We start from the raw sequence: 21,561 nt of genomic DNA, 5'->3' as shown, positions 1-21,561 counted from the left end.
ACTCAAAAGCCGAATCCTCTTAAGCAAGAGAATCCGGCAACGGCATGTAGAATATTCTCATAATCAAACAAATTTACTGATTAACAGCTTGCTGCGGCGACGTCGTATTTACGGACTTGCCGCTGTTCTTCACCATTAACAAACACCCAAGTGCAAGCAGCATGCCAAACGATGCGCAATAGAATAAGGAAGCATAACCAAAGATATCAACCATTAGTCCAATTAGAGGCGGTGAACTAATCGCTGCTAGCGAAGACACCAGATAATAAAGTCCCGTCCTTGTTCCAATACTCTGTTCTCTTCCTGTCGAGATGACAAACGGATAGGAGTTAATGTTAATACAAGCCCAGAAACCGCCACCAATAATAAGAAGAATTCTAAGCATCAGCAATGATTCAACAAAAGGAATTGAAGCGAATACAAGGAATAAACCGCTTACTCCAATAAGAATCATCTTCTTCTTACCATACTTACTTCCGAGCCATCCACTTGGAATAGCGAATAGAAGGAAAGCTAGTGAATAGAATGTAAGCGAAAAAGAAGCAACGCTTTCTTCAAGTCCAAGCTGATGCTTACCATAGAGTGTAAAGAGTGCTTCTACCCCTTGATAGGCCACGAACCAGAAGAACACAGCTGCAAGCAGGAATACCGTTGTTCGATCTAACTCCCCACGAAGACGAATCTTGTTCTTCTCCGAAACGGTGTACGTGATCGTGTCACGTCTTTCTTTAATATTCTTATACAGGATTAACATACAAAGCAAAGTAATCACAGACGCGAGCAAGAACGGGAAGGATTGATTCGATTTGTATAGAATTGAACCTACTCCGAAGGCAAGAATTGAACCTAAACCACCCATTAAATTGATTATTCCGTTAGCTTTGGTCCTACGTGAATCAGGTGTAATATCGGGCATTAATGCAATCGTCGGTGAACGATAGATGCTCATGCTGAGATTCATCAATACCATAAATAAGATTAAGGTAATTAGCCCTGTATGAAAAGGAATTAGTGCGATAAACACGGCAGCAATCGGCATACCAATTAATAAATATGGCATACGTCTACCGTACTTGGTATCTGTTCGATCACTTCGATTGCCAATCCACGGCTGCAGGAATAGAGCAAAATAATTATCAATGGTCATCATAAACCCGATCATCGCTGTACTTTTAATGAAAGGCTCTAGAAAGAAAGGAATAAACGCGTTATATAAAGCCCATGTGATGCTTATGCTAAAAAAACCGAATCCGAGCAACCATGTCTTTTTAATAGAAATCACACTCCCTTAACAGGTATGAGCAAATTCGCAAGGCGATCTGGATGATCCGTAATGATGCCAGCTACACCTGCTGCAATCAACTGCTTCATTTCTTGCGGCTCGTTCACGGTGAACGGATTATAAATTTTGCCATGATTAGCTGCCTCAGCTACGAATTCCGGTTGAACTGCGTATTTGTACGCATGTAATGCAGTGGCTCCAACTTGGTCTGCATATTTCCACGGCTCATATAAGCCTTCCATGTATAAAATGCCTGTTTGGATCTCTGGTGCTAAACGATTACACTGAACTAAAGAATAGTGATTAAAGCTAGAAATAATTATGCGTTCCACCATGTCGTATTCTCTAATCATTGCGATAACTTTCTCTTCAATGCCAGGATATTGAATGACGCCGTTCTTAAGTTCAAGGTTAAGGATGGTATCCTTCTGCTTAACAAGCTCGAACAATTCTTCCAGTGTAGGAATGGTCTGACCTGCAAAGTCTGGATGAAACCAAGAGCCTGCATCTAAACTCCTCAGTGTATCTAAATCGAAATCTTTGACTAAACCCTGTGAACCTGTTGTCCGCATAAGCAGCTCATCATGAATAAGTACAAGCTGACCATCTTTAGAAACTTGAACATCCGTTTCGATTCCTGTAGCGCCGAGTTCAAGCCCTCTAGAGAAGGCAACCATCGTATTTTCCGGGCAATAACCAGAAGCACCTCTATGTGCATAATTAATAATCGTCTTCAAAATCTCACGCCTTTCTTCTTTAAATATGAGATAATTGTAGCACAATAGTGTTACACCTGAGTTAACTATTTGCAAAATTATTGCTATATTTACAAGGTCAATGATATCATCATATTCATTAATGTGAAGGAGCTTCCGATGGATACAACTATAGATAATGAGTCATATGAAATGATAGAAATATGCCTCCTCGCTGGTAAAGTCATGCTACAGAGCGGAGCAGAAACTTATCGGGTTGAAGATACGATGACACGTATTGCAGCCTCACTTGGCTTACCATATTCACATAGCTATGTAACACCAACCGTGATCATGTTCACCACCGATGCCAAAGATTCTGCCAAGCTAATCAGGATTACGGATCGTACAACTGATTTAGAGAAGATCGCTACCGTCAACAGTATCTCACGAGATTTAACGAGCGGAAAAATAAATATTTCAGAGGCGTTTCAGCTGTTAAAGGAATTGGAGACTGCTAAGCACACCTATCCCATATGGCTCCAAATTGCGGCAGCTGCGTTATCAAGTGGTTGCTTTACGATTATGTTCAAAGGCGGTTGGATTGATTTTCTTCCGGCCATGATTTGCGGGGGCTTAGGCTTCTCAGCTTTCCTGTATTTTCATCGATGGGTGGGAATCAAGCTATTTGCTGAATTATCTGCATCATTCATAATTGGAATATTGGCATTTATCTTTATCTTCGTAGGATTAGGTAATGATGCTGACAAAATTATTATAGGTTCCGTTATGCCACTCGTACCTGGACTTCTAATTACTAACGCAGTTAGAGACCTAATGGCAGGGCACCTTGTTTCAGGCCTGTCCAAAGGAGCAGAAGCATTCCTTACCGCGTTTGCCATTGGAACCGGTATTGCCCTTGTTTTTACCATTTTATGATATATGAAAGAGGTCAACTTATGATTATCGAGCAGCTCGTGACAAGCTTCATTGCTTCTGCAGCCTTCGGCATTCTATTCGGTGCCCCTAGACGATCACTACTGCTATGCGGATTCGTTGGCATGATCGGTTGGATTGTCTATGTACTACTTGAAATGACCAGCTCCACTACAGTGCTATCCACACTTACGGCCACCTTCGTCATTGGTCTGATTTCTCTGGTTGCTGCCAAAATATATAAGACACCCGTTATTATATTTAGCGTTGCAGGTATCATTCCACTTGTGCCCGGTGGGATGGCTTATAATGCCATGCGTAAATTCGTCGAGAACGACTATAACATCGCTCTACAATTAGCCGCACAAGCTTTCTTGATCTCAGGCTCAATTGCAATGGGCTTGGTGCTCTCTGAGGTGCTCAATCAGTTAGTTCGTAAGGTTGTGAAATAACTTCTAGTTTATTGGCATAAAAATGGAAAAGCTGCTGCCATGTCCGATCACAGAGGATACCTTCATATATCCTCCTTGCTGAGTCACAATTTTGCGTACGAGATAGAGTCCGATGCCAACACCCTCTGTCTGCTTCGCATTCTCACCGCGATAAAATCTTTGGAAAATAGAGTTAATCTCCTGCTCTGTTATTCCCGCTCCATTATCCTTCACATTGATACGTGCGAACGTTTCATATTTCTGTATCGTGATGTCGATCGTTCCATGTGCCTGCGTATATTTCACCGCATTATCAAGTAAATTAACAATCGCTTCGCCTGTCCACCTAACATCATGCTTCATTACAATCGTCTGATCAGAGTGAAACCTAAGCTCGATCTGTTTATCATTTGCCTTTGGAAATATCTGCTTAATTGCAGTAAGCACTGTGTTGTCTATCGGCTGACTCTCCATATTCAGCTTGATGATTCCTGTTTCGAGCCGTGACATTTTAATCAGACTATCCATAAGCCAGTTCAAACGGATCAGCTCAGTTTGCACAATCTGTGTAAATTCAGTCCGCTTGTCGTCAGGCAATTTGGAATCAAGCAGCATGTTATAGTACATATTCAAATTTGTAAGTGGTGTTTTGAGCTGATGGGAAATATCCGATATCAATGATTTAACAGCCTCGCTGTCTTCTTGATGCCTCTGATTCTGAGCCTGAAGCGTACGCGACAATTTAATAATCTGCGTCTGCAGCTTAGATAGCATCGTATCCTCTAATGTGGAGAAAACCACATGATCTTGCATATTCATGAGGGATTGAATCGTTTCAGACAATTTATTCAATATCATGCTCATTTGCTTGCGAATAGCCAGTGTATAGCCAATGAATAGTGCTGCAAGCATTACGATAAATAAAATACTAACAAATAATATCGGATAATTGGCATTTGTTACGACGAGGGATGTGATAAAGCCTACGCTCATCAGCACAAATCCAATTAGTGCAGTGATCATTATTTTAGAAAAAGTCATTTTCATTCGTTCAATCACCCCAAGTGTAGCCAATTCCAAAAACCGTTTTGATAATGACAGGGTTCTTAGGATCGTCCTCAAGCTTATTTCTGAGTCTTTTGACATTCACACTCAGTGTATTCTCATCGACAAAATTTCCATCCACATCCCAAAGCTTCTCGAGGATCATTTGCCTGGTTAACACTTGTCCACTATTCTGTACAAGAATAGCCATAAGCTTATATTCGTTAGCTGTTAGCTTAACTTCTTGACCATTTTTATAAACTTGCATTTTATCATAATTAATCGTTAGATTAGCATAAGTATAAAGATTGTCGCTCTCATTCGTACTGCTTCTTCTTAAAATCGCTTTGATGCGCTGGAACAGGACCAGCATACTAAACGGCTTCGCTATGTAATCATCTGCACCTATACGGAACCCTCTTACCATGTCCTGCTCAGTATCATTAGCGGTTAAGAAAAGGATCGGCACTTGAGAGGATTCGCGAATTTCTTCACATAGTACAGTGCCGCTTTGATCTGGTAAATTAATATCCAGGATGATAAGATCAATCTTGTTATTGGTAAAGGCAGACCAGCCCTCGTGATAGGAATAGGCCGATATCGTGTTGTAGTCTTTCTGCTGAAGCATGAATGAAAGTCCTTCGTTAATAAGCCGATCATCTTCAACAATTAGGATGGTGTTCATTCTATTCCCCCTTATCCACACTATTATTATACATGCAGAAGAGGCATATCTGAATATGCCCCTCCTTAATTAATCCGATTCTCTTAAGCGTTCAACGATGCTTAGCTTATTCGTCATGTTGTAAGCGATCAGTGGAACTGTCATACAGACTGCAAATATAAGAATGATTGCGATGATAAAAGGAAAAAGTGGGAATGTATAAATCGCATAAGTTGCCTCCATGCTGAACAATTTATAAGCTCCATAGCTGATTAAGCTTCCTACGGTTGCAATTAGCACTGTCGAGATGACAGCATAACCAGTACCTTCAAGAAGCAGCATTTTTCTTAATTGTTTACGAGTCATGCCGATACTCTCCATTACTGCTAACTCAAGCTTTCTAACTCGAACGCTGGTATACATCGTATTGATGAAGTTGAGTATTCCGATAAAAGCAAGGATGAATGCAATTCCTCCGCCTAAGATATATAGCGTTATTTTCGCAGATTGCATGCTTTCTGCTGTCTCCAATCTTGACTCCATATAGAATTCTCGATCTCCGGCAATCATCGCTTTTAACTGATCCAGAATCTCTGACTGTTTGTCCTTCTCAGCCCTAATATTCAACTTATAAATGACTGGCTTCTCGATTATTTGCTTAAATGCTTCATGACTTATATAGATATTCGGTGCCATCATAGCTCCTGGTGCTTGAAACATCATATCTACAAATCCGCCAATTTCGAAGCTTCTATTCGAATGCTCGACCAGCTCAAATCGATCTCCAAGCTTAAAATTTTCTGCATCCGCGCCAAGCAAAGCGATCTCACCTTTATTGAACCGTTCGAGATCAATTGGAGCTTCTAGATTTTGGTTCAACTCCTCCACATACTTCGTATCAATTCCGCTCACCCTTGCATAGAACATATCCTTCTCTTGAAGTAAAAACTCATCGCTTGGGCGTTCTGTTTTTGTCTCCTTGACAAAAGCATCAATATGCTTGCCAAATACTTTAGGGTCATATTTTATTACTTTAGATTTGGTATACGTTTTTCGAATATCATGGATACCATTGATTTGTCCGATTTGATTAACCAGATCTTCTGTAATCTTGTCTTGGAAATCACCCTTATAACCCAAAGACATCGTATTGTTATACAGATCAAAGTCATTCTCCAAATAATAGCTTACAAAATTATCAGTATCCATGCTAAGAACAAGCGTATTGACTGTCATAAATGTCGTAAGTCCTAAAAACAAGGAGAGGAACACAACAAATGCCCGTTTCTTTTCTCTAAAAATATTGCGCAAAGCCATTCGGTTCAGCTTAGAGCCATAACTAGTTCGAGCTGTCTTTGCTTTCATGCTAGTACCCGTATACCGAATCGCTTCAATCGGAGAAACTTTACCTGCTGCACGTGCCGGCTTAATGCAACTAATCAGTGTGGTAATCAACGCAAATACTGCAGCTCCAATAAAAATAACAGGGCTGAATGAAATTTGTACATCGGTATTCAATGTCGAAACGCTCATTGTCATTGGAACTATGACAAATGATAATAGCATCCCTAATGCGATTCCAATGGGTAACCCAATGAAAGCTAGTCTTAAAGCTTGACCGATCACCATTCTCCTAATTTGTTTAGCCGTTGTACCGATCGTTTTGAGAAGTCCATAGAATCTTGTATCACGAGAAACGGAAATATAGAGCACATTATAAATTAATAAATATCCGCTAAGCACAAGAAACAGAATGACGCCTATATACCCTGTGAGTGTCGCCATATCAGCAATTTGATCTTGTTCATAGAGTGGAATGACTTTAACCTTCTGCTCCGTACTTGGTTTCATGTCCTGCTCAAGACGCTGTGCTAAAGTCGGTACGTCCTTGTCACTATTAAAAATAACATCTGCAACTCCGGAATTAACGGGATATCCTCCCTTTGATTCAGCAAACGGGGTTGAAACGAATAGGGCACCAATATTTCCCGAACGAATATTCATATATTCGGTATACCAACCACTAAGAACAAAAGTTTCAGTTATTTCATCTGACCTTACACCATCTTTGTCTGTCATGAAGTAGGTCACAGGAATATCCATTCCGATCGTCGGATCATCAATCCCCATTGCTTTCAGAATCCAGGTTGGAGCCAGAATCTCGTTCTTTGCTTCCGGATATTTCCCCGTCATTTCATCTAATATCGGTGAACGAAACTTGTTCCACTCATTCTGGTCAAACCAATGTAAACTTAACGAAATATTTCCCATTTCCGGTGTATTTGCTACAAGAGCAACATTTGCCCCAAGCCCTACCTCTTTGACATAATCAAGCTGTTTAAGCTGCTTAATCTGCTCTGTCGTTGGATGGGACAACGCTGAGTGCGCTAGCGTCCCCATCATTTTCAATTGTTGATTTTCCATTGACTTCAAATAGCTCATCCCAATGCTGAAAACAGACGTAATGAGCAACGTCGTAAGCACGATCGCCAAGATAACAAATCGATTTCTTGTTTTGTTGACTTGCAAGCTCCTGTTTGTCAGTTTGGCAATGACCCTTTTGTTGTTATTAGGGAACATCATGAAACATGACCTCCGACTATTTTGCCATCCTCAATGCGAATAATGCGATCTGCAAGCTGTGCAATCTCTTCATTATGTGTAATCATCACGATCGTCTGATTGAATTGACGACTAGTCACCTTGAGCAGTCCAATAACCTCCTGGCTTGTTTTGCTATCCAGATTTCCTGTCGGTTCATCTGCTAGAATAATAGAAGGCTTAGTGGCAAGCGCTCTAGCTATAGCGACCCGCTGCTGCTGCCCTCCGGATAAGTTATTTGGAAGACTATTGAGCTTATCCTTAAGTCCTAATGTTTGAATGATATGTTCGATAAACTGTTGATCGACCTGATTTCCATCCAATTCTATTGGAAGAACAATATTCTCATAAACGTTTAGAATGGGAACAAGATTATAGTTCTGAAACACAAAGCCAATATTTCTTCTTCTAAAAATCGTCAGCGCTTCATCATTCATTTGGAAAATATCATTGTTACCAACAATGACTTGTCCACTTGTCGCTCTGTCGAGTCCACCTAACATATGTAATAAAGTAGATTTTCCACTACCTGATGTTCCAATGATCGCAATAAATTCACCTTCATTGATTTCTAAATCAATTCCATCTAGTGCTTTCACTTGATTCGCGTCTTTATTGTAATATTTCTTGAGACCTACTGTTTTCAGTATGAACATGTCAGCATCTCCATCTCAAATTGAATTTGAACTTGATAGATTAAATTATAAAGTCCACTTCTTACAATCTTGTGACAGCAGCAAACGTTCTTTCTTCGAATGTATTTTTTTGATAAAAAAAATTTATAAAAACTTTAAATTTGTGAATCATTGTAATTTTGTGTAGAATTCATATAGATACTAATTAATAGGAGGATATTGACAATGAAGGGTAGAAAACTCATATCGATTGCATTGGCAGGTTTACTAGTAGTCCCACTACTTGCTGCTTGCTCGATGGGTGTTAATAGTGACGATAAGAAAGAACGTGTTCTACGGATTGCAACAAGTGAAGGCTACAATGGGGAAGATGAATACTTTCGCCAGCAATTCACGAATATCTTTGAGTTTAACAATCCGAACATTAAGCTAGAAATAGTTTCTACAAGGGATGATAACGAGAAATTCAACATGTATTATGGTGGTAATGATCAGGAAGCTAAGACATTCAAAGATCCTTTGGTTACGATGCAAGAGTTAATGGAAGGCGCTACGCCTCCTGATATTGTTGTAATGAATTATGACCAAATGGGCGCGATGCTAGAGAAGAATCTACTAGCTCCACTTGATAGCAAAATGACAGAAGATAAATTAGATACAACCGACTATGTTCCAGTTATTTATGATGGAATCAAAAACTTGAGTCCAGACGGCAAAATTTATGCATTAGCACCTCTGTTCACTTCATCAGCACTCATATACAATAAGAAGATTTTTGCAGATGCTGGAGTAGAGCCCCCTACGGATAATATGACATGGGATGAAGTTTTTGCACTAGCTGCACGTGTTTCCAAACCTGAAGGCAAGAAGCCTGTATATGGATTTTCCTTCAGCTCACAAAGATGGGGTGATCCTTTTAATGATTTAAATATATATACGAATCCACTTCAGTTGAGCTACTTTGATGACGCTGGAGAGAAGATGACGGTAGATACTGACGAGTGGGAGAAAGTATGGAATAAGCTCTATCAGTTACAGAAAGATAAGGTCACTCCACCTACACGAGAGGATTATCAACCAGACCAACAAGAACAAGGTCCATTCTCTCATGATCGATTCATGAATGGTAGTATAGGAATGTCAGTTATGAACTATTGGCAACTTGAACAATTGATTGATGCCAATAAGAATGCCGCTCAAATTAAGAATTATACCGCAATCGATTGGGATGTAGTTACAATGCCCAGTCATCCAGAATATCCTGGGGTTGTTCCAGGTGTAACGATCTCCGGGTTAATGGGCATCAACGCCAAATCTACTAATGTAGAAGATGCATGGGAGTTAATCAAATTTATTAATAGCCCGGAGTGGGCTAAATTAAAATCTGGTAGCTCCTATCAGTTACCTGCTCGTAAAACTTATATTAAACCAAAGGATGGAACAGACTTCCATATCGAAGCTTTCTACAATATTAAGCCATCTACTTTCTCAGAGAATGATTATTTTAGACTCTATCGTGAAAAGCCAAATCTTCGCATGGCAATGAATCCTGGGCAAAGTCAACTTGAAGAGGTCATGTCTGGCAAAAAGACAGCTAGAGAAGGTCTCAAAGCTTGGCAAGCAGCAGGGGACTCGATCTTGCAGCAGATTAAAGCCAATCCGAATGGTCCTATTAACTTAGATCAAGGTAATATGGGAGGCGGAATAACTATTCCTGCAAGATAAATTAAGAAGGCCACTGAAAATAATTTCAGTGGTTTTTTATTTCATAGAAACTTAATATGCTAGCTAAATCACTGATAATGATTTCTAATTAGAATATAATACAATTTAGATAAATAGAGATATATTGGAGGGGTAGCGTAAATGAAGGGGAGAAAATTAACATCGATCGTATTAGCTTGTACATTAGTTGTTCCCTTACTCGCTGCTTGCTCCATAGGAGCGAATACGGGGGAGAAGACAACAGAACGTGTTCTACGGATTGCAACAAGCGATGGCTTTAGCGGAGATGACGAGTATTTCCGCATGCAATATACGAATATTTTTGAATATAATCACCCGAATTTGAGGATCGAAATCATAAACACTAGATCTGATACAGAGCAATATAGGTATTATAACAGTGATGAAAATTCACAAATTCAGAATTTCAAAGAGCCTTTTGACACCATGCAAGAATTAATGGAAGGCGATAACCCACCAGATATCGTCATGATGAATTACAACCAGTTGGGCGAACTACTCGAGAAGAACTTATTAGCACCACTCGATAGCCGAATAAAGAAGGATAAGTTTGATACAACAGATTATGTACCTGTTATTTCTGAAGGAATCAAGAGCTTAAACTCAGATGGACAATTCTATGCATTAGCACCCTACTTTAATTCATCAGCTCTTATTTATAACAAGCAAATTTTCACAAATGCTGGTGCCCCATTCCCTCATGATCATATGATGTGGGAAGAAGTTTTCGCACTAGCTTCACGTGTATCCAACCACAGTGAATCTAAGCCTATATATGGTTTCTCATTTAACACACAGAAGAGACGGGATGCCTTCAATTTATTGGAGGTATATACAACTCCGTTACAATTGCGTTATTTTAATGAAGCAGTTGAGCACATGACGGTAGATTCGGACAATTGGGAGCAAGCTTGGAGCAAGATGTACCAATTACAACAGGATGGAATCATACCAACTGTTCAAGATCCCAGCAATCCTAGAAAGTATCAAGATAACTTAGATGAGGAAAGTCCATTTCCAAATGATAATTTCAGATTAGGCAATCTTGCCATGACAATTATGAGCTATGATCAAGTCAGACGATTAATGGATGTAAATGAGCATGCAGCTCAAATTCCGAACTATACACCAATTGACTGGGGTGTTGTGACCATGCCGAGCCATCCAGAATACCCTGGTGTTGTTCCTTTTGTTGAAATGACTGGTCTCATGGCAATCAATGCTAAAGCATCCAACCCTGAAGACGCCTGGAATTTCATTAAATTCATTAATGGTCCCGAATGGGCTAAATTAAAATCAGGAACGACTAATCTATTGCCCGCTTATCAAAGTTTAATTAATAACAAGCATGAGCTTGATTTCAATGTTAAAGCTTTTTATGACATCAAGCCCTCAGGCTTCTTCGAAAATGATTACTACAATCTAGATCGAATCAATCCTAATCTAACCTACGCCATAAATCCTGGTAGTAGAGAATTGCAGAAGGTCATGCTTGGCAAACAGTCAGCAAGGCAAGGACTTAAAGCATGGCAAGCACAAGGCGATGCTATCTTACGACAAATTAAAGCAAATCCTAACGGTCCGATTAACCTGGATCAAGCACAAGAAAACTACTAATCAATTTAAAACCTTAGCAAAGCTCTTCGCCATGCTAAGGTTTTATTAGTCTCAAGATCATATCGCCTAAGTGAAATCTTCCTAAGAGATGGTATCAAAGTTTACAGGCAGTTTAATCTTAAATGTTGTGCCGCACCCACGTTCACTTTGAACTTGTATAGATCCGTGATGAAGTTCAATGATTTTATGGACAATAGATAATCCGAGCCCGTTACCACCATGAGCTCTGTTTCTTGAATCATCTGCCTTAAAGAAACGTTCGAAAAGATGAGGCATGTGTTCTTCTTCAATACCAGTCCCTGTATCGGTGATACAAACTTCAATCAAATTCGATTCCTTGCGTAAATCAATCGTAATTGATCCCCGCTCCGGCGTAAACTTAATAGCGTTATGAATGAGATTCACCCATACTTGACTCAGCATCTCCTCATCTGCAGTAATCAACGTTTTCTCTAGATTCAATTCCATCTCTAGATTTTTGTCCAACCATTGAGGTTCACAAGCTAGTACGAGTGCTCGAATCTGATTGTCTAAGCTGTATGTCGTTAGCTCCACTTTCTGATGATCAGACTCTAAGGAGGTTAGCTTAAGCAAGTTATCACTTAGCTTCGAAAGTCTCATTGTTTCCATTTCGATGATGTGTAGATAATGCTTCCGCTCTTCTTCTGTTAGCTCGTTTTCTTGTAAAGCACGAGCAAAGCCACGAATCGATGTTAGTGGTGACTGAATCTCATGGGATACGTTAGAGATGAACTCCTGTCGCATTTTTTCCATTTGCCCAAGTTCACCAGCCATCTCATGAATACCCTCGATAATAGGAAGATAATCCTGCTCATAGTCCTTCTCAGCCTGAATGTTAATATCATAATCACCCTTAGATATTCGTCTCAGAGCATCGTTGATCTTCTGTGTGAAAGCGAGCTGCTTGTTTTTGGCAAATGGAATCATAATTGCTATTACAATGGCTAGTAGAATCATGGCTACAACGCCATCTAATAAGAATGCCCAGTAACCTGTTATTTCCCAGCCTAGTATTTCAAATAAATAGGGATTAATCCAATAAGCAATTGACCAAGCTAGTAGCGCACTTCCTGCTGCAACCAATATGCCAAAAATGATTTTGGTGATTTCCCACAGCTTGGACAAGCTCATGTTTTCACCTCTAATCGATACCCGAGTCCTCGTATGGTTTTGATCTTGAAAGAACTACTATCTTCCGGGAATCGTTCACGTAATCGATTGATATGAACATCAAGAGTTCGCTCATTACCTTCAAAATCATAACCCCATATATCCTCTAACAGCTGTTCACGGGAAAATGTTTTGCCCAGATAGCCTCCAAGCTTAAATAGCAGTTCAAACTCTTTCATGGGTAAAGCCGATTTCTTCATCCCAACCGTTACTTCATAAGTCTGACGATTCATTGCAACATTACCGAACGTTACAGTCTGGGAAGACGCGATCTGATATCGCTTCAGTAATGCTTTGACTCTTACGACAAGCTCAAGCGGATCGAATGGCTTCACCAAATAATCATCCGTACCCAGATTAAATCCCTTAATCTTCTGTGAGGTTTCGCCTTTGGCGGTAAGCATCAGAAGTGGAATGTCGTATTGATCCCTGAGTTCACGGCATAACGTCCATCCATCCATATTCGGCATCATTATATCGAGAATGACTAGATCCGCCTTAGTGCGCTCCAGTATCTGTAATGCTTTCACACCATCAGAAGCTTCAACCGATTGATAACCTTCCTTGTGCAGAAAAACGCGAACTAATTCTCGAATATGAGGATCATCGTCTACGATTAGAATAGTGACCACTAGATTAACCGCCTTTCCTATCAGCCTGGATTATTACGAACTTATTTGCTCGTACATACGAAGCTGTTGCTTAGCAAACTCTTGATACATCGCATGGCTATCATATAGTTCTTCATGCGATCCACTGCCCGTTAACTTTCCTTTTTCAATAAATAGAATCTTATCTGCATCTACTACTGTTGACAGACGATGTGCAATGACGATCGTCGTCCGTCCCTTCATCAGGTTATTGAGTGCCTGCTGAACAATAATCTCCGATTTGCTATCTAAACTTGAAGTTGCTTCATCCAGCATCAGAATTCGTGGATTACGAAGTAGTGCTCTTGCAATGGCAATTCGCTGACGTTGACCACCAGATAATTTCACCCCACGCTCGCCTACTTCTGTCTCATATCCATCTGTCATGTCGCGGATAAACATATCAGCATATGCCATCTCTGCCGCATGTTCTAGCTCTTCTTGTGTAACCTCTCGATCCATACCATAACAAATATTTTCTCTAATTGTTCCATCAATTAGTGGACTTTCTTGGGATACATAGCCAATCTGTGAACGCCAAGAATGAAGAGAGAATTCATTAATAGGCTCATTACCTAACTTAATTATACCCGAAGTTGGCACATAGAAGCGTTCGAATATAGAGAACAACGTCGTCTTACCGCCACCACTTGGTCCTACAATTGCCGTCACCTTACCAGGATCTATCGTAAAGCTAATGTCCCGCAGAATATACTCCTCTTCATTATAGGCAAAATGAACATGCTCTACGCTAATTGTCTGACTTGCATCAATAACCGATTTACCTTCTTGATGATCCTCCTCATCCTCTTGCAGAATGGATATCATATAATCGGTCGCACCAATCGCCTTCTGCAGTTGGGTAAAGAACATCGTCAACATACTCATTGGCATAACAATTTGAATCAAATATAAAATGAACGCTACCAAATCACCTGCTGATAACGCACCTGACGATACTCTTAATCCACCATAACCAATAATAATAACGAGAAGAGCCATCAATACAAATGACATAATAGGAGAAATAAGAGATTGAACAATACCCTCTTTAATACCAAAGCGACGTAAATTCATAATTCCTTGCTTACCATTCTCATATTCTCTTGTTTCTGCATTGGATGCTTTCACTAATCGAATTTCAGAAAGTACCTGACTTAGAAGCGAGGTGAATGAAGCCGTTTCGTCTTGTAACCCTTTCGAAATTTTGAACATTTGACGACCTAATGGATATAGCACAAGCGCTGCAACTGGAATAATGATGAGCATAATCATTGTCATTTTCCAATCCAAATAGAGAAGCACAATAAAAGAGCCCACAACGGATAGAATTCCCGTAAAGAAGCTTGCAAGATGCTCCGTAATAAATCCCTTCACAATTCCGGTATCATTCGTAATACGACTGACCGTCTCCCCCGTCTTATGTTGATCATAATACGAAACCGGGAGAACAAGGAGCTTACTCCATAATCGATCCCTTAAATTCGCAACAACTCGTTGTCCAATGACATTCAATAAATAAATCGATAAGCCTGAAGCAATCGCTTGTATAATAAATGCCCCTGCTATTAACACAATCTGCATTGGTTCTAGGTTCGATAATGTAAATCCATCAACTAACCCCTTCGTAAACATCGGTATAACAAGAGATACCCCCGTCGAACCTACACTAAGCAATAAAGCAATTATTAACATAAGTTTAGAAGGCTTTGTTTCATTAATTAAATGTGCAAACTTACGCCAATTTCCAATTGACCCCTTAGGCGTTTCTGTACGCATAAATCCCACTCCTTTTTATCTGAAAATATAATTTTGTTCGTCACTGAACAAAAGCATAACGGATGAATGTAAACTTCATTTAAACAAATGCTCTATATCACAAAAAAAGACTCCAGTATTCTGGAGCCTTTCACCCAATTTCTTTATTCGGCATTGTTCAACTTTTCTTTCAAAGCTGCCAACTGTTCGTCTACTTTCAATTGCTTTTCTGCATCAATCGGTTGTTGGAATGATGTGGTGCTTGCGCTATAAGGAGCACGCATAACTTCTGCTTCAGCTTCCAATTGCATGATCTTTTCTTCCATGCGATGGAACCCGTGAGAAGCACTGCCGCTTTCAATCGTATGTACAGAATGGATGGATGACATTTGCTTACGTGCTTCAGCTATTTTTGCACGAGAAGCAAGTTCATTTCGTTTATTGCAAAGCTGATCGAACTCATTTTTCATTGTTTGTAATTGTTGCATTAATTCTTGAGCATGGCCTTGCGATTGTGTATGCAGATCGAGATACTCTGTAATCTTTTGATCGAAGTACAATTTTTCTTCAAGCAGCTTACGAGCTAATTCCTCTTGACCTTCCACAATTGCGTGTCCTGCCTGAGTTTCACGCTCTGCACTAATACGGATTGCTTCATCATAGCGCTGTTTCAAATTGCGTTCATCTGCCATTTGCTTGGCAACAATAACTTCTGCCTCGTGAATTTCTTCCTCCATGTCACGCAAATATTGATTCAGCATAACAACTGGATTTTCCATCTTATCAAGCAATTCATGCACCGATGCCTTTGTCATATCATTAATACGTTTGAATACTCCCATTTTATTATTCCCCTTTCTCGATTTTCGCGAGCCTCTCGCGAAGTTGTTGGATTTCATTTATCATTGCTTTCTTCTCGACATCTTCCATTACGGAGTCAACTGATGATTTATTACTAGTATTAGAATGATGACTATTTGAGTTATAGCCATTATTAAAACTGTATTGATTCTGCTCAAAGCAGCCTTGGCCTTGACCAACTCCAAAATTAAATGCTCCATATGGAGTAAGAGGTTCTTTTGGAACGACCAATGCTACGATAAAGTAAGGTATTAAGAGAGTGAATCCGGAAAAGAATACGCCAAGTACGAACAATACCCGAATTAGCGTAACATCAATATTAAGCCATTCACCAATCCCTGCGCATAGACCCATTAGCTTCGAATCGCGAGTTGAGCGATATAGTTTGTTATTCATGCGTTGTCTTCCTCCTTCTAATATTTTTTAATATCGATTGTGATAATTGCGTTTACCTAATAACATTGACACGCCCCATAGGATTAACAATACTGCGATTATAATGCCAAACAGATATGAAAATTTGCCAATTAGTGAGAGTGCTCCAATAATGATAAATACCGAGCCCAATAATTTGTTTCCAACCTTAATCCCATAACAACCTAGGGCGATCAGTGCAATTGGCACCAGATATCCGATCAGTCCTCCAAGCAAGAAACCCATTTTGCTTAACAAGAACAAACCACCGAGTACGATAAGTACGATTGCTAATGTGTTTCCTTTCTTTTGCATGTTATCCTCACCACTTTCTTTGTCGTTTGCTTATGTCCTTATTCTAGACTCTTTCCTATTTGTGCAAAATAGGCTTAGGTCGACATTTCATCCTAGACCGAAGTTGGGGAGGTATATAGACCACAGACAGAGCTTTAAAAATTATAAATTCTTTAATCCAAAAAAACTGCCTCCTGACACCTACATAAAAGTTGGCGCCAGAAGGCAGTTTTTATTAGTTTCTCTCAGTTTATAATGACGAAACCAGTTCCTTTTCTTTTAGCTTTATCATCTATATCATTAGAAAACCCAGTTACCTTTACGGAATACCTGTTCAACCGTTCCATCCGCTAACACGCCGTCAATGTCTAAATCAGCCGATCCAATCATGAAGTCCACATGAGTCAAGCTTACATTACCTCCGCGACTGAGCAATTCTTCTTGCGACATCTTAGTCCCATTCTCAATGGTAAAAGGATACGCACTCCCAACTGCAAAATGGCAAGAAGCATTCTCGTCCACTCCCGTATTATAGAAAATTCGATTCAAATTCGAAATCGGTGAATCATGTGGTACAAGGGCAACCTCGCCAAGATGCTTAGCTCCTTCATCCGTATCCAGAAGATCCTTCAAATGCTCATAACCGACTTCCGCTGTATAATCAACGACTTTGCCATTTTCAAACGTTAGTGTGAATCTATCCACGATCCGTCCATTCAAATTAAGTGGCTTCGTACTTGCAACCGTACCGTTCACGCCATCCCGCTTCGGCATAGTGAATACTTCTTCCGTTGGCATATTAGCTACGAAGAAGGTTCCCTCTTCATTATGACCACCGCCACTCATCCATATATGACCCTCAGGGAGCTCGACAGTTAAGTCCGTTCCTGGTGCTTTATAATGAAGCTTCGTGAATTTTTTGCGATTAAGTATATCTTGTACTTTATTTAGTTGCTCGAGATGATCATGCCAAGCAGCTATAGGATTATCATTATCTACACGCGTAATTTTGAAAATGGTATCCCACATCGCTTGAACCTGCTCTTCTTCAGGGAGTTCTGGGAATACTTTGGCTGCCCATGCCTTAGTTGGAGCTTTCACCAGACACCAGCTAAGCTTATTCGTGCGAACATAACCTTGAAACTTCTGTCTTGCTATTGATGCTGCTTTGGTCGCAGTGGAAACCTTGTGCATATCAATACCATCATATAAATCAGGATTTGGAACCTTAATGTTAAGCAAAGCTCCTCCGCACTCAGCCAATTGCTCCATCATAGATGCGCTCCACTCCGGATAATAAGCGAATGAATCATCCGGTGCATATTCAAAGCGAGCTCTAGTAACTGCTTCATCATTCCACTCTACTTGTACATACTTAGCGCCTGCTTCATAAGCCTTTTGTACGATTTTTCGCGTTAACTCAGCTGTCTCGAGTGGTGATTCCACTAGCAGGACCTGTCCTGGCTGAATATTCACCCCTACCTTTATAACAAGCTCTGCATATTTTTCTATGTTCTTCTCAAAAGAATTCATCTGAATGTTCTCCTCCTAAGGCTGCTAAATTGAATACAAAGTTATGATTAACCTTCCTCTTCATTAGCTGGCTCATGATGATACCGCTTCTCTAGCTTCTTACCTGCTAGCCATAGTAAAACAAATACAAGTATGACAATCAAGATACGCCACGGTTGCTGAACAAATCCTTGCCAATCATGACCAATGAAGGCCATCATGAAGATCATAACCGACTTACCCGTCAAGACCGCAACAATGAATGTACTAAATTCCACTGTGCTGATCGCAGCCGCGACAGTAACTAGAGATGAAGGCGTGAAGGGAAAACAGAATAAGAGAAACATTGGCGTAAAGCCCTTCTTCTCTATCCAATGAAAGAATTTCTGCGATCCTGGCATGCGCTTCTGAATGTACATGCTTAATCGTTTACCGAATAAGCGAACAATCCAGAAAACCAGAATGGCACCCGCACATACACCGATCCAAGAATATAGGAATCCAAGCCATAAGCCGTAAGCTGCTGCATTACCCATCACGAATACGATTAGTGGTAATACCGGTAAGAACGCTTCTATGAACGGAAATAGAATTCCTGGGAGTGGCCCTAAATTAGAATATTGCTGAAGCCAAGACTCCACTTGCGCAATATCTATATCTTTCATAATCATCCATATATTTTGAAACCATTCCAACATGCTTTGTACGTCCTCTCCCTCTAGAAAAACTACTGCCTGATCACACAGCGATTCACATTACCCACTATTGTAACTTACCTACAACTTAGATACAAAATAAACTGCAAATTCGATATTTTATCGCATGAGTTATTTATAATTGATTAAGCATTCAGATTATTTTTATTGAATTTCCTCAATTGATTATTTCTTTTTAAGTCAATTATCAGCCACACACATAGAAGCACCACTATACAAATGATAATGTTATTGTGCATCGTCGTACTTGGATTTCCTATGAACTGATCTTGAAGTAGATTATGGATAAAGTGAAATAGAATAGCAGGGATAATATTATCCATTTTGACAACCAATAAAACCAAAGCTAAACCGATTAACAAGGAATAGATCAATTGAAAAATCGTATCAGCGGCATTCTGCCCCGATAACATATTGAGCATATGCGTTATAGAGAACAAAATACTCGATGTTACGACTGCTGCTGTTATGCTTTTCTTTAATAGGGTACGGAAAATAAGGCCACGATAGATTGTTTCCTCAACAAAGCCTACTAACAAAGTGAGAAAAACGGAATACATCACTTCTGTCCCGGTAACCGACTTGATTCCCTTGGTACTAAGTAAGATCAGAATTGCGATCAGAGGCAAGTAGAAATACCAATTGCTCTTGTTAATACTTCTTAAGGAGCGAAATCCGATCGATTGCCATTTCTTCTTCCAGGTTAAATAGATAATGATTGCTAATGAGATAGGTATAAATGCAATAAGTACTGGCGCTGTATAGCTTAACTCCTTGATTGTCGCATAAGCTCCAGCTGCAGTCATCGCAAGCAGGACAAGCACCTCAATAATTGTAACCGTCCATATAGGATTTTTTGCTGAAAATGATAGTTTCTTATTCGTTGTCATGATTCAAATCCTTTCTCTCTTTAATATTCTGAATCCACTTCTTATTCATCTGAAAATGACGTAATCCATAAGATAGAACCGATACTCGGTAATAATATTGTTCAGGATTCTCGATCTGCTTAAGCTCTCCCGACACAATCTGCTCGACTGCTTTCAATCGTCTGATTTCACCCTCTAATATATATTCGTACTCAGTTAATCGCTCGCGTCTTGTCTCCTCATCCAAATAATCGTAGAAGAAAATCCTAAGCAGATGCTCATTGAGTGAGATATGCAAAGGTTCAGCCAGCCATGCAAGGAACATCGCTCGACCGCTTGGAAGGATGGTATACAGTTTCTTATTCTTACTGCTTTCTACTTCTACCACAGAGACTAGGCCTTTTTTCGTTAATCTAGCCAAAGCCGGATACAAACTACCATAGCTTGCTGTATAAAATACGCCAACAGAGCTGTCTATCGTTTTCTTAATGCCATATCCGCTTAATTCCCCTTCCATCAGAATGCCTAAAATAATATTCTCCAACATGTCATCACCTCTAATGCATCTATTCGATATATCTACTCGATATATTTATAATACTTAATTTTCAGAATTTTGTAAAGTATTTTGGGAAATAATACATGAACAAAGCAAAAGGACTATCCTTCGAGTTATGAACTCATTGGGATAGCCCTCATTTTTTCTTATTCAATAACATGAATCTGTGCATTAATTAAGCATTAGCTTGTTTAGAAAACAAGCTCGGCAATATACGGAATGGAATTCTGTGCACCTAGACGGGTTACCGCTATAGAAGATGCCAACTGAGCGATATCTACCGCTTCATCCATACTTTTGCCTGCCACGATCATCGCCGCTAGTGTACCAGAGAACGTATCGCCTGCTGCCGTCGTATCTACTGCTTTGACTTTACGTCCTTCTTTATACATATTCTCAGTTCCGTTATAATACACAAGTCCCTTTTCCCCTAATGTAATGAGAGGATAACGAATCCCCTTCGCACGCAATATATCAAGTGCTTTAAAGGCATCGTCGACACTTTGAATGTCAACATCCGTATACAAACGGCACTCGATTTCATTAGGTGTAAAATAGTCGATACCTTGCAGAATCGCTTCATCTAGCGGAACTGCTGGAGCAGGGTTAAAGAAGATTGGCACTTTACCTTTGACCAAGTTAACGGCATCATACACAGACTCCATTGGAATCTCAAGTTGTAGCATTATGGCTGACGCAGATAACAATTCTTCCTTGTAGTGATTAATATAAGCTGGAGTTACTCTGTTATTTGCACCACTATCTAGAATTATACTATTATTGCCCTCACATACAGTAATCGCAGCAACACCCGTATTAATGCCTGGTTCAACGGCAATGAAATCCTTGTGAACGCCAAATTCAGCAAGGCTATCCATCAGCGATTGACCAAACACATCATCTCCAACCTTGGACAGGAACCAAGTATCTGCACCCATTTTGGCGCAAGCAACAGCTTGATTAGCTCCTTTACCTCCGCTTGCGAGGAAGAATCCGTTCCCCATAATCGTCTCACCAATCTCTGGAACTCGACTCGTCTGCATAACCATATCCATATTTGCGCTGCCAATAACTATTATTTTCATA

General features: G+C 39.9%; 21 protein-coding genes. 4 read left to right on the top strand and 17 right to left on the bottom strand.

Annotated elements, in window-relative coordinates:
- Positions 1-73: 73 nt before the first annotated feature.
- Complete coding sequence (locus tag AC1DOK_RS10820; RefSeq protein WP_477554353.1) at positions 74-1,273, bottom strand: SLC45 family MFS transporter; 1,200 nt, start codon at positions 1,271-1,273, stop codon at positions 74-76.
- Between the two features lie 5 nt (positions 1,274-1,278).
- Complete coding sequence (locus tag AC1DOK_RS10815; protein ID WP_477554278.1) at positions 1,279-2,019, bottom strand: glycerophosphodiester phosphodiesterase; 741 nt, start codon at positions 2,017-2,019, stop codon at positions 1,279-1,281.
- A 138-nt stretch (positions 2,020-2,157) separates the two neighbouring features.
- Here AC1DOK_RS10815 and AC1DOK_RS10810 point away from each other — a divergent pair, with 138 nt between their 5' ends.
- Both AC1DOK_RS10810 and AC1DOK_RS10805 read left to right on the top strand, forming a co-directional pair.
- The gene (locus AC1DOK_RS10810; protein WP_477554277.1) at positions 2,158-2,916 is read left to right on the top strand and encodes a threonine/serine exporter family protein; all 759 of its coding nucleotides are present in this window, start codon (positions 2,158-2,160) and stop codon (positions 2,914-2,916) included.
- Positions 2,917-2,936: 20 nt separating this feature from the next.
- Complete coding sequence (locus tag AC1DOK_RS10805) at positions 2,937-3,365, top strand: threonine/serine exporter family protein (protein ID WP_477554276.1); 429 nt, start codon at positions 2,937-2,939, stop codon at positions 3,363-3,365.
- A gap of 3 nt (positions 3,366-3,368) precedes the next feature.
- Here AC1DOK_RS10805 and AC1DOK_RS10800 read toward each other — a convergent pair whose 3' ends face one another.
- From AC1DOK_RS10800 to AC1DOK_RS10785, 4 genes are all read right to left on the bottom strand, one after another.
- A complete protein-coding gene (locus AC1DOK_RS10800; protein ID WP_477554275.1) occupies positions 3,369-4,391 on the bottom strand; it encodes a sensor histidine kinase in 1,023 nt (340 codons plus the stop codon).
- Between the two features lie 4 nt (positions 4,392-4,395).
- Complete coding sequence (locus AC1DOK_RS10795; RefSeq protein ID WP_477554274.1) at positions 4,396-5,073, bottom strand: response regulator transcription factor; 678 nt, start codon at positions 5,071-5,073, stop codon at positions 4,396-4,398.
- A 69-nt stretch (positions 5,074-5,142) separates the two neighbouring features.
- Positions 5,143-7,635: an ABC transporter permease gene (locus AC1DOK_RS10790; RefSeq protein WP_477554273.1), complete on the bottom strand. Its 2,493-nt coding sequence runs from the start codon at positions 7,633-7,635 to the stop codon at positions 5,143-5,145.
- On the bottom strand, positions 7,632-8,309 hold the full coding sequence (locus tag AC1DOK_RS10785) for an ABC transporter ATP-binding protein (protein ID WP_477554272.1): 678 nt from the start codon (positions 8,307-8,309) through the stop codon (positions 7,632-7,634). Before AC1DOK_RS10785 ends, AC1DOK_RS10790 begins: the two co-directional genes overlap by 4 nt.
- A gap of 204 nt (positions 8,310-8,513) precedes the next feature.
- On the opposite strand from AC1DOK_RS10785, the gene AC1DOK_RS10780 reads away from it, so the two are divergent.
- Positions 8,514-10,013: an ABC transporter substrate-binding protein gene (locus AC1DOK_RS10780; protein WP_477554271.1), complete on the top strand. Its 1,500-nt coding sequence runs from the start codon at positions 8,514-8,516 to the stop codon at positions 10,011-10,013.
- A gap of 141 nt (positions 10,014-10,154) precedes the next feature.
- A complete protein-coding gene (locus AC1DOK_RS10775) occupies positions 10,155-11,651 on the top strand; it encodes an ABC transporter substrate-binding protein (protein WP_477554270.1) in 1,497 nt (498 codons plus the stop codon).
- An 81-nt stretch (positions 11,652-11,732) separates the two neighbouring features.
- Here the strand turns inward: AC1DOK_RS10775 and AC1DOK_RS10770 are convergent, their stop codons facing one another.
- The 11 genes from AC1DOK_RS10770 to rbsK form a co-directional block, all read right to left on the bottom strand.
- The gene (locus AC1DOK_RS10770; protein ID WP_477554269.1) at positions 11,733-12,803 is read right to left on the bottom strand and encodes a sensor histidine kinase; all 1,071 of its coding nucleotides are present in this window, start codon (positions 12,801-12,803) and stop codon (positions 11,733-11,735) included.
- Positions 12,800-13,474, bottom strand: coding sequence for a response regulator transcription factor (locus AC1DOK_RS10765; protein WP_477554268.1), 675 nt, complete (start codon positions 13,472-13,474; stop codon positions 12,800-12,802). The genes AC1DOK_RS10770 and AC1DOK_RS10765 overlap by 4 nt, the downstream gene beginning before the upstream one ends.
- A gap of 33 nt (positions 13,475-13,507) precedes the next feature.
- Positions 13,508-15,271 (bottom strand): ABC transporter ATP-binding protein, encoded by a 1,764-nt coding sequence (locus tag AC1DOK_RS10760; RefSeq protein WP_477554267.1) that lies wholly within the window; start codon positions 15,269-15,271, stop codon positions 13,508-13,510.
- A gap of 143 nt (positions 15,272-15,414) precedes the next feature.
- Positions 15,415-16,092, bottom strand: a complete 678-nt coding sequence (locus AC1DOK_RS10755) for a PspA/IM30 family protein (RefSeq protein ID WP_477554266.1) — start codon at positions 16,090-16,092, stop codon at positions 15,415-15,417.
- Positions 16,093-16,096: 4 nt separating this feature from the next.
- Complete coding sequence (locus AC1DOK_RS10750) at positions 16,097-16,507, bottom strand: PspC domain-containing protein (protein ID WP_477554265.1); 411 nt, start codon at positions 16,505-16,507, stop codon at positions 16,097-16,099.
- 27 nt (positions 16,508-16,534) lie between these two features.
- The gene (locus AC1DOK_RS10745) at positions 16,535-16,840 is read right to left on the bottom strand and encodes a LiaF transmembrane domain-containing protein (RefSeq protein ID WP_477554264.1); all 306 of its coding nucleotides are present in this window, start codon (positions 16,838-16,840) and stop codon (positions 16,535-16,537) included.
- Positions 16,841-17,119: 279 nt separating this feature from the next.
- Positions 17,120-18,352, bottom strand: coding sequence for an aminopeptidase (locus tag AC1DOK_RS10740; protein ID WP_477554263.1), 1,233 nt, complete (start codon positions 18,350-18,352; stop codon positions 17,120-17,122).
- A gap of 47 nt (positions 18,353-18,399) precedes the next feature.
- Positions 18,400-19,029 carry a TVP38/TMEM64 family protein gene (locus tag AC1DOK_RS10735; protein WP_477554262.1) on the bottom strand — a complete coding sequence of 210 codons (630 nt, stop codon included), beginning with the start codon at positions 19,027-19,029 and terminating at the stop codon, positions 18,400-18,402.
- A gap of 143 nt (positions 19,030-19,172) precedes the next feature.
- Positions 19,173-19,937: a lysostaphin resistance A-like protein gene (locus AC1DOK_RS10730; protein ID WP_477554261.1), complete on the bottom strand. Its 765-nt coding sequence runs from the start codon at positions 19,935-19,937 to the stop codon at positions 19,173-19,175.
- Positions 19,924-20,463: a PadR family transcriptional regulator gene (locus AC1DOK_RS10725; RefSeq protein WP_477554260.1), complete on the bottom strand. Its 540-nt coding sequence runs from the start codon at positions 20,461-20,463 to the stop codon at positions 19,924-19,926. The genes AC1DOK_RS10730 and AC1DOK_RS10725 overlap by 14 nt, the downstream gene beginning before the upstream one ends.
- Positions 20,464-20,666: 203 nt before the next feature.
- Positions 20,667-21,560 carry a ribokinase gene (gene rbsK / locus AC1DOK_RS10720; protein ID WP_477554259.1) on the bottom strand — a complete coding sequence of 298 codons (894 nt, stop codon included), beginning with the start codon at positions 21,558-21,560 and terminating at the stop codon, positions 20,667-20,669.
- Position 21,561 lies beyond the last annotated feature (1 nt).

It is taken from the genome of Paenibacillus sp. P5_B5 (genome assembly GCF_056400365.1).
The sequence above is the reverse complement of the archived record's forward strand: the minus strand, read 5'-3'. Positions and strand labels throughout refer to the sequence as shown.